This is a genomic window from Pedobacter africanus (assembly GCF_040548825.1).
Taxonomy (GTDB): domain Bacteria; phylum Bacteroidota; class Bacteroidia; order Sphingobacteriales; family Sphingobacteriaceae; genus Pedobacter; species Pedobacter africanus_A.
Window position 1 is genome coordinate 16,133 of record NZ_JBEPSL010000001.1, and the last position, 14,445, is coordinate 30,577.

Here is a 14,445-nt window from a genome sequence, read left to right on the forward strand (position 1 = left end):
TGATAAAATATCCCGGATATATTTTATTTTGAGTTGCTGCTCCCGATGTTTAGTCGTTCTGAGCAGCCAGAAGGTAGAGTACAGCCATGCGCACGGCTACCCCATTTTCTACCTGTTCAAGGATAATGGATTGTTTGCTATCGGCCACGTCACTGGTGATCTCAACACCACGGTTTATCGGCCCCGGATGCATAATGATAATCTCTTTATCAAGATTGTCCAGTATTTGTTTGTTCAAACCGTACATCATGGCATATTCTCTTAATGAAGGGAAATACTTGATGTCCTGGCGTTCCAGCTGTATGCGCAGCATATTGGCTACATCGCACCAGTTCAGGGCTTTGATCAGGTCGTGCTCAACTTTTACGCCCAGGCTTGCAATATGTTTGGGTATTAGTGTGGTAGGCCCGCAAACCATTACTTCGGCACCTAGCTTTTGCAGACACAGGATATTGGATATGGCAACCCTCGAATGAAGAATATCACCTACAATTACAACTTTCTTGCCTGAAACATCACCAAGTTTCTGACGGATAGAAAAAGCATCCAGCAGGGCTTGGGTAGGGTGTTCATGTGCGCCATCGCCGGCATTTACGATCTGAGCTTTGATGTGTTTGCTTAAGAACTGACCGGCACCTGCGTAAGGATGGCGCATCACCACCATATCCACTTTCATGGCCAGGATGTTGTTTACCGTGTCAATCAGTGTTTCACCTTTACTCACAGAGGATGAAGATGCAGCAAAATTGACCACATCGGCCGAAAGCCTTTTCTCTGCAAGTTCAAAAGAAAGTTTGGTACGTGTCGAGTTTTCGAAAAATATATTAGCAATCGTGATGTCTCTTAATGATGGTACCCTTTTTATGGGCCTGTTAATTACATCTTTAAAATTATCTGCAGTTTCGAAGATCAGTTCGATATCATTCCGGTTAATGTCTTTGATACCTAAGAGATGTCGGGTTGATAATTTTTCTACTGCCATATTATTTATTGCTTTCTGATATTAAGATAACTTTGTCCTCTCCTTCGGTCTCTTTCCAGCTCACCCTTACCATTTGTGAGTTCAGACTGTCTACCTGGTGGCCTATATAATTCGGCTCTATTGGTAATTGCCTCGAAAATCTCCGGTCAATTAATACCATAAGTTCTACTTTTGCAGGCCGGCCATAAGCCAGTAAGGCATCCATAGCAGCTCTGATGGTACGCCCGGTCCACAATACGTCGTCTATTAAGACCACATTTTTTCCTTCTATAATGAAGTCGATCGTATTGCTGCTTGCCGATACCAATCCGTCTTTTCTTCTGAAATCATCACGAAAAAAAGTAATGTCAAGATTACCTTTCTGGATGGTGCTCTTTTTAAGTACCTGTAAAAGTTCATGTTTTACTCTATCGGCAAAGTAACTGCCGCGTGGCTGTATGCCAATTAAAACAGTATTTGAAAAATCGTTGTGGTTCTCAATTAATTGATGACAAAGTCGCTTAATTGTGATCTGGAATTTTTGACCGTCTAGCAGGGTTCTTTTTTGCATTGACTTAAAGATTATGCAAATATAGCCAAAAAGTTGTAACCCCAAATGTATAAAACAGGTTTAAATTGTAAAACGGGAAAATACATTTGTAGGTTATTGGGCTTAAATGCTTTAATTATTTAAATACTTTTTACTGTAGTTTACTTTCATCAGGTCGTACCGCTTCAGTTGCGTTTTTAACCTTTTCAGAAAGTCAGGATAATTGCGCTTTTCTTTAGGGCTCCATAGTATTTCACTCAGGGCATCCAGTCTTGGAAAAATCATGTATTCAGCTTTTGCCGGGCTGGCGATGTATTCAGACCATAAATTTGCTTGTCCGCCCCATACATAGCTGGCTTCTTCGGCACTTAGTACAGCAGGTACAGGTTCATAATCATAAACGGTTTTTAAAGGCAAGAACTTTGCCGCTGTAAGTGAATCATCTTTTACAAACTGACTGTGGTTAAAATACATCATGTTTTCAGGTGTCATGATCACTTTGTGCTTTTGTTTTGCCGCCGCAATTCCGCCTTTTTCACCACGCCAGCTCATTACAATTGCATTAGGAGCAAGGCCTCCATCCAGTATTTCATCCCATCCTATGATGGTTTTGCCTTTACTGTTCACAAATTTTTCGATACGGTGTATAAAGTAACTCTGCAAACCGCTTTCATCTTTTATCCCGTTACGTTTCATGATCTGCTGTGATAGGGCTGATTGTTTCCACCAGATCTTTGATGCCTCATCTCCGCCGATGTGGATGTACTGGGAAGGGAACAATTCCATTACCTCTGTTAACACTTCTTCAAGAAATTTGAAGGTCTGCTCTGTGGGTTGGAACACATTGTTAAACTTGTTAAAGATTCCCCAGGTTTGTGCCACTTCATATTTTTTTGAAGGTTCTGTGCCCAGTTCCGGATACGCTGCCAGGACCGACATGCTGTGTGCCGGCATTTCAATTTCAGGAATCACATTGATGTAACGGTCGGCCGCATATTTTATCACTTCTTTAATTTCTTCCTGTGTGTAGTAACCGCCATAGCGCAATCCGTCATTACCTGTTCCGGGATATAGGCCGATGATTGTCCCATTCCTCCAGGCACCGATTGCTGTTAATCTGGGATGCTTTTTGATTTCAATTCTCCAGCCATGATCGTCGGTTAAGTGCCAGTGGAAATTATTCAGCTTGTGCAGGGCAAGGTAATCGATGTACTTTTTTATAAAAGCAACATCAAAAAAATGACGGCTTACATCAAGATGCATACCGCGGTACGCAAAGCGGGGATGATCGGTAATGGCTATAGCAGGAACCGGCATGGAGAATGTTGTGCTGTGATAAGGAAGCAACTGAATTAAGCTCTGTATACCATAAAAAACCCCGGCACCGGATGTGCCCACAATGGAGATGTTTTTTTCTGATGAAGTCAGTACATAAGCGTCATCAAACTCACTGACCGTAGTATTCAGAATTAAATTAATGCTGTTCCCTGGTAGTTCTTTATTCGTTATGTCTAGTTTTACCAGGAAATATTTGCCTAGATATTCGTTCAGATTGTTGGCTGATTTTAACAATGTACTGTCTTTGACGAAAATCTTTGTACTGCTGTTTATAACAAAAGGTTTCGACTCCTTTTTGATATCTAAATAAGCTGGTTGAGGGATCAGGTGAACATCCTGAGCAGGGGCTTGTGCGGTGGCGATCACCAGAAAAAGTAAAAAACATGTTTTTTTCATAAAGGTCAAAGTGTGTTACATTTCAAAAATACTAAATCTGGCTATAGGAAGAAAGGACAGTATGGAAACAAAAAAAGCCCCTCAAAACTTGAGGGGCTTTTGTATGATAGTTAAAAGAAACTAGCCTTTTTTAGCTTTGTTTTCTTCACCTTCCATTTGTTGTTTTAACTGTGCAAGCACACCTAAATCACCCAATGTAGATTTTTCAACTGAATCTTTAACTTTTTTAACTGCACTGCTTGAAGCTTTAGCTTCTTTTTTCTTAGCATTTCTTTCTTCAGCAACAGCTTCAGCTTTAGCCTCTTCCCAGATACGGGCATGAGAAACAACGATACGTTTAGCATCTTTGTTGAACTCAATGATTTTGAAGTCATTGGTTTCTTCAGCTTTGATTACAGAGCCATCTTCTTTAGCCATGTGTTTAGTTGGCACGAAACCTTCTACGCCATATGGTAAAGCAATAACAGCACCTTTATCAGTTACTTTAACAACAGTTCCCTGGTGAATTGAATCTAAAGTGAAGATAGTTTCAAAAGTATCCCATGGGTTTTCTTCCAGTTGTTTGTGGCCTAAGCTCAGCTTGCGGTTATCAACATCTAGTTCAAGTACAACTACGTCTAATGTATCACCAACTTTAGTGAATTCGTTAGGGTGGTTAACTTTTTTAGACCATGAAAGGTCAGAGATATGGATCAGACCATCGATGCCTTCTTCAATTTCTACGAATACACCAAAGTTGGTCATGTTTTTAACTACTGCAGTATGTTTGCTTCCGATAGGATATCTTTCAGCAACATTTTGCCAAGGATCCTGGGTAAGTTGTTTGATACCTAAGCTCATTTTGCGATCGTCTCTGTCTAAAGTTAAAACTTCAGCTTCGATCTCATCGCCAACTTTCAGGAATTCCTGAGGGCTGCGCAGGTTTTGTGACCACGACATTTCTGATACGTGGATTAAACCTTCAACACCAGGAATGATTTCAAGGAAAGCACCGTAATCAGCAACAGTAACAATTTTACCTTTAACTTTAGAACCAACAGCTAAGTCAGTACTTAAAGATTCCCAAGGATGAGGAGTCAATTGTTTTAAGCCTAATGCAATACGTTTTTTCTCATCATCAAAGTCAAGCACTACAACGTTGATTTTCTCGTCTAAGCTCAATACTTCTTTTGGATGCTCTATGCGGCCCCATGAAATGTCAGTAATGTGAAGTAATCCGTCAACGCCACCCAAATCGATGAATACACCGAAGTCAGTGATGTTTTTAACAGTACCTTCCAATACCTGACCTTTTTCAAGTTTAGATACGATTTCAACTTTTTGGCTTTCTAAATCGTCCTCAATTAAGATTTTATGAGATACAACTACGTTTTTAAACTCGTGGTTGATTTTAACAACTTTGAATTCCATTGTTTTACCCACGTATACATCATAATCGCGGATAGGTTTGATGTCAATCTGAGAACCAGGTAAGAAAGCTTCAACACCCATGATGTCAACGATAAGACCACCTTTGGTACGGCTTTTAACAAATCCGTTGATGATTCTGTCATTGTCAAGGGCTTCATTGATAGATTCCCATGATCTTTGGGTTTTGGCTCTTTTACGAGACAGAATTAACTGGCCGTTAGCATCTTCAGGGGCTTCCACGAAAACGTCAACTTTATCGCCAACTTTCAAATCAGGTGTATCACGGAACTCAGAAGTAGATACCAAACCGTCTGATTTAAATCCTACGTTCAATACCACATCTTTGTTGTTGATTGAAACAACAGTACCGCTGATGATTTCACCTTGAGTGATTTGATTGAAAGTATCGGTATACATGTCTTCAAACTTTTTACGGTCTGCATCACTGTAATTACCGAATGCTTTATCATCTGCATCCCAGTCAAAATCCTGATCTGGAGTTGCCAATGATGATTTGATCTGTTCGATCGATACTGAATCAGCTTCTGATTCAATAGTCTCTTTCTCAGCCAGACGAGCGTCCGCACCTTGAAGTTCGGCTGTTTTAGCCTCTAGTTCTTTTTCTGCTACTTGTTTCTTAGCCATTAAAATTAAATCTCCTTTTTCCCGTTAGGGACGGCAAAGATAGAAATTAATATTTTTAGCACAAAGGTTTTTTTGATAAATGTTGTTGATTTAGAACATATTGTATCGAAAAAATCTTTGTGCTAATCCCTATTATATATACTATGCATTTTCAAGATCGGCAATGATGAGTTTTTTCATTTGCATTAATGCGGTCATAACGCGTTGGCCCCGTTCCCGGTCCGACATCAGCCTGCCCAATATTTTCGGGATGATCTGCCAGCTGATGCCATATTTATCTGTCAGCCATCCGCAAGCAACCTCACGGCCTCCGTTGGCTGTAAGTTGTTCCCAGTATTGGTCAATCTCAGCTTGCGTATCACATTCTGCAACTATTGATATAGCGTCGTTAAAACCAGATCCCTGATCTGAGGAACTGTCCATTGCCATCACCATAAAATCATTGAGTTTAAATTGGGCATGTTTTACAAAATTTACCGGTTCACCATCAGCCTCACTGTATTTCATAATCCCGTCGATATGCGATTGAGGAAATACACCGGCATAGAAATTAACTGCTTCTGTCGCTTTACCGGCCCGGGTACCTGTAAACATAAGTGTCGGACAAAATTTTTGGAAGTTATCCTCATTTGTGCCGGTATACAACTGCCAGGAAACACCATATTTATCTTCAATCCATCCATATTTCGGGCTCCAGTCGTAATTGTTAAGCGGCATAAGTACATTGCCTCCTTCGATTAAGCTGTTCCAGTATCGTTCCGTTTCCTCTGGTGTGCGGCACATGACCATAAAAGAAATAGATGGATTAGGTAAAGCTGTCGGTCCATCATTGAGCAACATAAATTTTTGTCCGCTCAATTCAATCTGAATAACATACGGAGAAGTCTGGGCAATTCTGCCTTCACCAAAAGTCTGCATGTAAAAATCCGAAGCTTCCGCAATTTTGCCCCTGAGTGTGAGGCAAGGATAAATGGAGTTGTTCATGATATCGTTTTATTTTAGCCAGTCTGTTTTTTGTTATACTCAAATGTACTGAGTATGTTGATCACTAACAGCGTGTTATGGCGACATTAACAGGGGGCAAACGCGACAAACCTATGCAACGCGTGCCTTAAATTTATCCCGGTAATCTTTTGGGGTCATGCCAGAGTTTTTTTTAAAGAGCTGCCTGAATGCTTTCAGGTCATTATATCCCGAGTTCAGCATAATCTCCAGGATGCTCTGATTGGTTTGCTCAAGTAGCTTTTTAGCTACTTCTATCCTGGTTTTCTGCAGGTACTCGATTAGCGTATTTCCTGTAGCCATTTTGAAACGGCGTTCAATATTCCTTCTGCTGGCAGGGATCTGCTGTAAAATATCCTCAACGGTTGCGGCCTTATTGTAAGAATTTTCTATGCACAACTGAGTTTGGGCAACCAGTTCATCACCATGGTCCCTTGGTGGTACAAAAGTGCCAAAATAGCTTTGCTGTCCGCGATTCATGTCTATAGCAAATACTTTTGCCACACGAATTGCTGTTTCCCTGTTTGCATAGTTGTGGATCAGTCTGAGCAAAAGGTGAAAGGTACTTGTGGCCCCGCCGCTGGTATATATTCCATGGTCGTAGGTCACTACTTCACTCGGTCTAAGGTAAACGTCCGGGTAATTAGCCGCAAATGATGTACAGGCATGGATATGGGTAGTTGCATTTTTTCCGTTCAGCAGGCCGCTGGCACCCAGCAAAAATGCACCTGTACAAAAGCTGGCCAGCTCAACACCTTTTTGGTGCTGCTGACGAAGCCATGGTATAAACTCCAGGTTTTCCTGAACAGCGGTATGAACATCCTGGGTCGCAAAAGCGGGAATCAGCACCAGATCCTGTTTGCCGCTTGCATTCAGCGGTTGCGGTACATACTGATTAAAAACAGGGACCTCGTTACTGCTGTTGGCGGCATACAATATGCTTACGTTAAATAGTGCTTCCTGTCCATTGGCTTCGTAGTAGCTGTTAACAGTATCAAAAACGTCAAGTATAGCCGCTACACTAAGCAAGCGATATTTATTGGTCAATAACAAAGCTACTTGTGTCATTACTTTCAGGATTAAACAGACTGCAAATTATGAAAATAATCCTGAAGATTGGCTACAAATAAAAAAGGCCGCCTGCTATGGATCAGGCGACCTTAAACAATATACTTTAAATTATTATTTGCCAGATTTTTTGGCCTCTGCTGGTTTTGCTTCTGCTTTAGCTGCTTTCTTAGCTGCTTTTTTGTGATGATGTTTAGGCTTTGCAGTTTCGGTAGCTGGTTTTGCTGCCGGCGTTGTGTTTTGTGCAAATGCGCCAAAAGTTGCTGCAACTAATGCTAACGCTAAAATTGTTCTTTTCATGTTTATAATTATTTAGTGTTTTTTGTTATACCAAATTTGCAAACACAATATGAAGATTTGATGAAGAAGAGCGCAGGCAGAAAAGCAGGTTACTGCGGAAAGTTAATCCGGATTTCTGTGCCTTTGCCTTTTTTCGATTTGATATCGATCTTAAGCTCGTGGAAGGTGGCAATGCTCCGTACAATAGCCAGGCCCAAACCATGACTGTCTTCCCGCTCTGATTCCAGTTTTTCAAAGCGGACAAATGCATGCTCCAGCAGTTCAGTATTCATTCCTATGCCCGTGTCTGCAATCACAAGTGTATAAGTTTCCGCCGCTGGCATATCCGAGATGTTTACGCTGCCTGAAGGTATGTTGTATTTAATGGCATTGCTGATCAGGTTCGTTATCAGCGTGTGGAACAGGGACCTGTTCCCGGTAAAGGTATGGTCTTCCTGCAGCTGGATGTTGAATTTCAGCTTCATCATCAATAACCTGTGCTCCAGTTCTTCATAAACCTCTTCAACGGTATGCCGTACCGATATGGTGTCTGGCTTGCTGTATTGGTTGTTTTCTACTTTTGAAATGAGCAGTAAACTGTTGATGATTGCCTTTAAACGGCCCAATGTCTTTAAACTGGCAAATATCTTGTTTTCACCTTCCGGCGTTAGCTTTTCATCATTAAGCAGATTTTCCAATCTGGTGTTCAGCACTGAAATGGGCGTAAGCAGTTCGTGAGAAACATTGGCAATGAATTCTTTTTCGGTCAGAAAAAGGCCGGTGATCTTTCGCATCAATGCACTGATACTACGGTCCAGGATCCTGAAATCTTCGGTGCTGGTTTGAACCGGCTTGTAATTGAAATTGGTAGGTTCATTTACCTTATTGAGCTTCTGATCGATGATCCTGTAAAAAGGGGTAAGTAAAAAGCGGGTAAAGGCAAGGTCGGTAATCAATGTCAGTATTACAGCCGCTATCAATATGCCAAAGGTAAACATGGATATGGTACGTTCCAGCTGGGCAAGGGTCGACATGGTTTCACCAAGTTCCAGTCTGTAATTTCGCCCCTCGTAGTTAAAGTCTGTGGTCAGGATCTGGAATTCTTCCTGACTACTTTCAATGCTGCGTAACTCTCTTGTAAACTGTTGTTTGATTGGCTTCTCGTCATTTCTGATTTCCTTGAGGATGATGTATTCCTCGCGCAGCAGGTTGTAATCGGTATAAGTTTTTTGCATAAGCAGGTCATTTACCTCTACACCGGAAAGATTAGCTACCAATCTTCTCTTTTTCTGTATCAGCCGTTGCTGTATGTGGTTTATAGAGATTCGGTTGATAGATACAAGAATGAGGATGCCCAGCATGGTAATGATGGCTACCTTTGTAAGGGTGTTATATAAAGCAAGTTTGAACTGTAGTTTCATGTTACTTTATTTTTCAGATAGCCATCAAAAGTTAACCCTGTAGCCAATACTTCTTACGGTTTCAAACCAATCAATAGGACGGTGGGCAGCCAGTTTTTTACGGAGATTTTTTACATGTACATCCACAAAATTAGAGTCAGAATTTACTTCGAGTATATCTCCCCACACATGTTCAGTAAGATTTACCCTTGAAATTACACGGTTTTTGTTTAGTACCAGGTAGTTGAATATTTCAAACTCTTTGTTTGTCAGATTAATCCTTTGCCCTTCAAAAGTTACCTGGTGGTTCCTGATGTCGAGCAGGAAATTGTGAATGTTGACTTCATTCATTTCCAGTTTGTGTTTCCGGCGGATGATCGCATGCATTCGGGCCAGCAGCTCTGTCAGTGAAAAAGGTTTGGGCAGATAATCATCTGCTCCGGCCTCCAGACCTTTAATGCGGTCGTCTACATCGCCCCGGGCTGTAAGTATAATGACGGCGTCTTCCCGCCCGGGTATTTTTTTCAGCTGGTGCAGCAATTCAAAACCGTCCCCGCCAGGTAAGCCAAGGTCAAGCAGTATAAAATCGTAAGTGTTAACAAAAATTTTCTCTTCAGCCGAAGATTTTTTCCAGGCATGCTCAATAGTATAACCCTCCTTGCTCAGGAATTCGCCCATTTCCAGGCCAAGTGTCTTTTCGTCTTCAACAATCAGGATGTTCATGAGACATTTTTATACCAAACTTACGCAATTTCCCGTCATCTCAAATGGATTTAAGAGATGACGGGCTAAGCGCTATATTATTCTTTCCAGCCGCCGCCTAATGCACGGTAAAGGTTTACTACAGATTGAAGCTTTTGTAACCGGTCATTTATACTGCTTAGTTGTGCCGCAAGCAGGCTTTGCTCCGAAGTCAGCACATCCGTATAATTTGTAGCAGAGCTGTAGCGTAATAACTCTTTTGTATAGTCGACCGCCTTGGTTAAAGAGGCGATCTGTTTTGCCCTGGTTGTTTCTTTTTCTGAAGCTGCCTGATAAGCATATAAAGCATTTGACACTTCCTGACCACTTGTCAGCAAGGTTTGCTGGAAACCATAAAATGCCATTTGTTGTTGTGCTTCTGCAGTTTTTAACCGGGCCTTATTTTGTCCTTTATTGAAAATGGGCTGGGTAATGCCGCCAATTAAATTGTAAAAAACAGAATTGTCGAAAAAGTTTTTAAGGCTCAGACTGGAAAGCCCTCCGTTTGCAGTTAGGGTTAAAGCCGGGTAAAAATAGGCTTTAGCTACATTTTTGTTTTCAAATGCTGCCCTGAGAGCAAATTCAGCAGCTTGTACGTCGGGCCTATTTTGTAGCAATTGAGCCGATACGCCGGTCTGCAGGTTGCTGTAAACCGTCTGCTGGTCAAGTGTCCCGCGGTCAATCTTTCCGGCGCCTTTTCCTAACAGGATGCTCAATGCATTTTCCGTTTCCCTGATGCTTCTCTTCAAATCCGGGAGCGTAACCTGGGCTGCATATAAATTGGCTTCGCTTTGTACAACAGCCGCACCGTTTACCACAGCGCCCTCTTTTAAGGACTTCATGGTCTCCACATCTGCCTGTCTGATCCGGATCGTTTGTTCCGTAATCGACAACTGTTTGTCCAATGCCAGCAGGTTGTAATAGCTATTGGCAATGTTTGCAATCAGCTGGGTCTGTACCGCTCTTTTTGCTGCATCCGTTTGCAGCAATGAGGCATAGGCAGATCTTTTTGCACTGCTCAGTTTTCCCCAGATATCGGCTTCCCAGCTGGTGCTAAGCTGCGCCCTGTAGGTTTGTGTTTCAGTATTGATATTGATTCCCGGAGGAAAGTTTAGCGCAGCTCTTGATTGTTTGGCATCTGTTACCGAAACATCGGCGGTTAAACTTGGCAGCAGTGCCGCCTTGTTTTGCAGCAAGGTAGCTTCAGCAACTTTTATCCTTTCGATAGCCTGTTTCAGGTCAAGGTTCTCATTGATTCCCTGCTGGATCAGAACCTGTAAAGGGGCATCGGTAAACAGGTTTTTCCAGGGCAGATTGGCCATAGTACTGGTATCTGCAGTGGTATTGTCACGATATAAATCGTTGCTGTTTAACGCCGGGCGTTCATATTTTTTGGTTACGCAGGCTGTTAAGCTCAATGCCGAGAATCCGATGATGAAATAATATTTATGATATCTGGTGTTCATGTTCTTTAAATTAGTGTTCACGGACGTCAACTTCTGGAAAATCTATCGCTGCCTGAGGTCCATACCCTTCGTCGAATGGTGATTTGCTGCTCACTTTTTCCTGTAAGCTCTGGAAAACAATAAACAGGGCAGGGATAACGAATACGCCAAATATGGTTCCGATAAGCATCCCGCCAACAGCTCCTGTACCTATCGATTTGTTACCTGCAGCTCCAACACCGGTCGAAAGCATTAGCGGCAATAAACCCAGTATAAAGGCAAAGGATGTCATTAAGATAGGACGTAAACGTGCTGTTGCGCCACTAATGGCCGCACTTACAATGCTCATCCCTTTTCTTCGCCTTTCTACTGCAAACTCTACAATCAGAATGGCATTTTTGGCCAGCAGGCCCACCAGCATAATCAGGGTAATCTGGGTATAGATGTTGTTATCTACCTTGAAGATCTTATCGAAGATGAAAACGCCTGCCAAACCAATAGGGAGGGAAATCAATACCGCCAGCGGCAGGATATAACTTTCGTATTGGGCACAAAGCAGGAAGTAAACAAAGATTACGCAAAGCAAAAAGATAAATATGGTCTGGCTGCCACTCGACATCTCTTCGCGCGATAAGCCCGAGAACTCATAACCATAACCCGTAGGCAGGTGTATTGCAGCCTCTTCCTGTACCGCTTTCAAGGCATCACCCGAACTAAAGCCCTGGTTTGGACTTCCAGTTACTGCAATAGAGGTAAACAGGTTAAAACGGGATATCGCCTGTGGTCCGTATACCTTTTTCAGGGTAATAAAATTGCTGATCGGTGCCATTTTGCCACTGGCGTTTCTTACATATATACTGTTCAGCGTTTGCTGGTTCGCCCGGTAAGGGGCATCCGCCTGGTACATTACACGGTACTGTTTCCCAAATTTATTAAAGTTGGATGCATATACACCACCATAATAGCCCTGCAATACACCCAATACATCACTTACACTTAAGCCGGCCTGTTTTACGGTGGCCACGTTCACATCAATCTGGTATTGTGGAAAATTCGGGTTAAATGAAGTAGAGGCATATTGTATTTCCTTCCTTTTGCTTAAAGCAGCCAGGAACTCATTACTTATATTATTGAATTTATTGATGTCGCCACCGGTTTTGTCCTGCAGCTGGAACTCAAAACCTCCGCTGGTACCAAATCCCTGGATGGTAGGAGGGGCAAAGAAAATAACCCTCGCACCTTTAATACTGGCCGTTTTGGCAAACAGTTCGCCAATGATGGCTTTTACATCCCTTTGCCGCTCATTCCATGGTTTTAATTTTCCAATTACCATCCCGTAAGAACTACCCGAACCACTGATCATGCTTCGGCCTACTACGGTAAGTGAAAACTTAATTTCCGGAATACTGCGTGCAATACTGTCAATTTGCTTAATTACAATCGCAGTTTGCTCCTGTGAGGTAGCCGGCGGCAGGGATATATCTGACATAATGGTGCCCAAATCTTCGTTAGGTACAAAGCCTTTAGGTGTGGTATTCATCGCCCATATCAGCGTCACTGTAAACAGTACAATGCCCAATCCGGCTATCCATTTTCTGCGTGCCAAAAAGCCTACAGACCTTTTGTACCTGCCAGTCATGGCATCAAAAGAAGCATTAAATGCTGCATAAAAGCGCTGCATAAAATTTTTAGGCTTGCCATGATCTTCAGCATGCGGTTTCAGGAACAAGGCACAAAGTGCCGGGCTCAGAGTTAATGCGTTGATGGCCGAAAGGATAATGGCAATAGCCAGTGTTAAGCCAAATTGCTTATAAAATACACCCGATGAACCCTGGATAAAACTTACCGGCACAAACACCGCCGCCATAACCAGTGTAATGGAAATGATGGCCCCTGTAATGTCCTCCATGGCATCTACAGTAGCTTTTTTTGCAGAAGTGTAGCCATGGTCAAGCTTCGCGTGGACCGCCTCCACAACCACAATGGCGTCATCTACCACAATACCGATAGCCAATACCAGCGCAAACAGTGTCAACAGGTTTATGGTAAAGCCAAACAAACTCAGGAAGAAGAAGGTTCCGATAATTGCCACAGGAACACTGATGGCTGGGATTAATGTGGAGCGGAAGTCCTGTAGGAAAAGAAAAACCACCAGGAAAACCAGGATAAAAGCTTCTATAAGTGTATGGATTACTTTCTCAATAGAAGCATCCAGAAAGTCGTTTACATTTACCAGTGTGGTATAATGTACGCCCTTAGGGAAGTTGACGGATGACTCGTCCAAAACTTTAATGGCACCTTCAATTACTTCCTTGGCATTAGAACCGGCAGTTTGATTAATGGCAATACCTAACGCAGGTTTACCATTAAAGCGTACCGAACTGGCATAACTTTGTGCCCCCAGTTCTATACGGGCAATGTCCTTTAACCTCAGTACCTGTCCATTTTCGGCCGTTCTGATAATGATATTGCTGAACTCTGTTTCGTTTTTTAAACGGCCCGAGTATTTTAAAGTATATTGGAAAGACTGTTCGCCCCGCTCTCCGAATTGCCCTGGTGCCGCCTCAATATTCTGTTCGGCAAGTGCCACACTGATGTCGTTAGGCACCAGTCCGTAGGTGGCCATTACTTCTGGTTTAAGCCAGATGCGCATGGTATAGTCCATCAAACCAAATGCTGTGGCATCACCAACCCCATTGATCCGTTTGATCTGAGGGATCAGGTTAATGTTGGCATAGTTCTGCAAAAAGGTCTGGTCATAGGAAGCACTATCGCTATATATACCAAAAATCAGCACGTTACTGGCCTGCCTTTTTGCGGTGATCACACCCGATCGGGTAACCTCGGCGGGTAGTAAGCTGGTAGCCCTGGCCACACGGTTCTGTACGTTTACGGCAGCAAGGTCGGGGTTGGTGCCCAGTTTAAAGTTAACCGTAATGGTTGCCGTACCATCGTTACCAGCCGAAGAAGTCATATAGGTCATGTCTTCCACACCATTGATCTGCTCTTCCAGCGGTACAACAACACTATTCATCACCACATCGGCATTGGCCCCCTGATAGGAGGCAGAAACCTGTACCGTTGGTGGGGCAATTTCCGGATATTGGGATACAGGAAGCGTAATCAGGCCCAGTATCCCCAGAATAACAATAATAATGGATATTACTGTGGATAATACAGGCCTTTCTATAAATTTCTTAAACATATTGT

The 14,445-nt window shown here is 42.6% G+C and carries 11 protein-coding genes; all 11 read right to left on the minus strand.

Annotated elements, in window-relative coordinates; translation table 11 throughout:
• Window positions 1-49: 49 nt before the first annotated feature.
• The 11 genes from ABIE26_RS00055 to ABIE26_RS00105 all read right to left on the minus strand — a co-directional run bounded on the left by ABIE26_RS00055 (window position 50) and on the right by ABIE26_RS00105 (window position 14,440).
• Entirely contained in the window at window positions 50-982 is a 933-nt protein-coding gene (locus ABIE26_RS00055; RefSeq protein ID WP_310141452.1) for an aspartate carbamoyltransferase catalytic subunit, read from the minus strand.
• Between the two features lies 1 nt (window position 983).
• The gene (pyrR, locus tag ABIE26_RS00060; protein ID WP_310141450.1) at window positions 984-1,532 is read right to left on the minus strand and encodes a bifunctional pyr operon transcriptional regulator/uracil phosphoribosyltransferase PyrR; all 549 of its coding nucleotides are present in this window, start codon (window positions 1,530-1,532) and stop codon (window positions 984-986) included.
• 111 nt (window positions 1,533-1,643) lie between these two features.
• Window positions 1,644-3,245, minus strand: coding sequence for a beta-N-acetylhexosaminidase (locus ABIE26_RS00065; RefSeq protein ID WP_310141448.1), 1,602 nt, complete (start codon window positions 3,243-3,245; stop codon window positions 1,644-1,646).
• 120 nt (window positions 3,246-3,365) lie between these two features.
• Entirely contained in the window at window positions 3,366-5,300 is a 1,935-nt protein-coding gene (gene rpsA / locus ABIE26_RS00070; protein ID WP_084240802.1) for a 30S ribosomal protein S1, read from the minus strand.
• A gap of 141 nt (window positions 5,301-5,441) precedes the next feature.
• On the minus strand, window positions 5,442-6,284 hold the full coding sequence (locus ABIE26_RS00075; protein ID WP_310141447.1) for a VOC family protein: 843 nt from the start codon (window positions 6,282-6,284) through the stop codon (window positions 5,442-5,444).
• 111 nt (window positions 6,285-6,395) lie between these two features.
• Window positions 6,396-7,370 (minus strand): GlxA family transcriptional regulator, encoded by a 975-nt coding sequence (locus ABIE26_RS00080; RefSeq protein WP_310141446.1) that lies wholly within the window; start codon window positions 7,368-7,370, stop codon window positions 6,396-6,398.
• A gap of 114 nt (window positions 7,371-7,484) precedes the next feature.
• On the minus strand, window positions 7,485-7,670 hold the full coding sequence (locus tag ABIE26_RS00085; protein ID WP_310141444.1) for a hypothetical protein: 186 nt from the start codon (window positions 7,668-7,670) through the stop codon (window positions 7,485-7,487).
• Between the two features lie 89 nt (window positions 7,671-7,759).
• On the minus strand, window positions 7,760-9,070 hold the full coding sequence (locus ABIE26_RS00090) for a sensor histidine kinase (protein WP_310141442.1): 1,311 nt from the start codon (window positions 9,068-9,070) through the stop codon (window positions 7,760-7,762).
• 24 nt (window positions 9,071-9,094) lie between these two features.
• Window positions 9,095-9,772, minus strand: a complete 678-nt coding sequence (locus ABIE26_RS00095) for a response regulator transcription factor (RefSeq protein ID WP_310141439.1) — start codon at window positions 9,770-9,772, stop codon at window positions 9,095-9,097.
• Window positions 9,773-9,849: 77 nt separating this feature from the next.
• Complete coding sequence (locus ABIE26_RS00100) at window positions 9,850-11,256, minus strand: efflux transporter outer membrane subunit (protein ID WP_310141436.1); 1,407 nt, start codon at window positions 11,254-11,256, stop codon at window positions 9,850-9,852.
• 10 nt (window positions 11,257-11,266) lie between these two features.
• Window positions 11,267-14,440, minus strand: coding sequence for an efflux RND transporter permease subunit (locus ABIE26_RS00105; RefSeq protein ID WP_310141434.1), 3,174 nt, complete (start codon window positions 14,438-14,440; stop codon window positions 11,267-11,269).
• Between the last annotated feature and the right edge of the window lie 5 nt (window positions 14,441-14,445).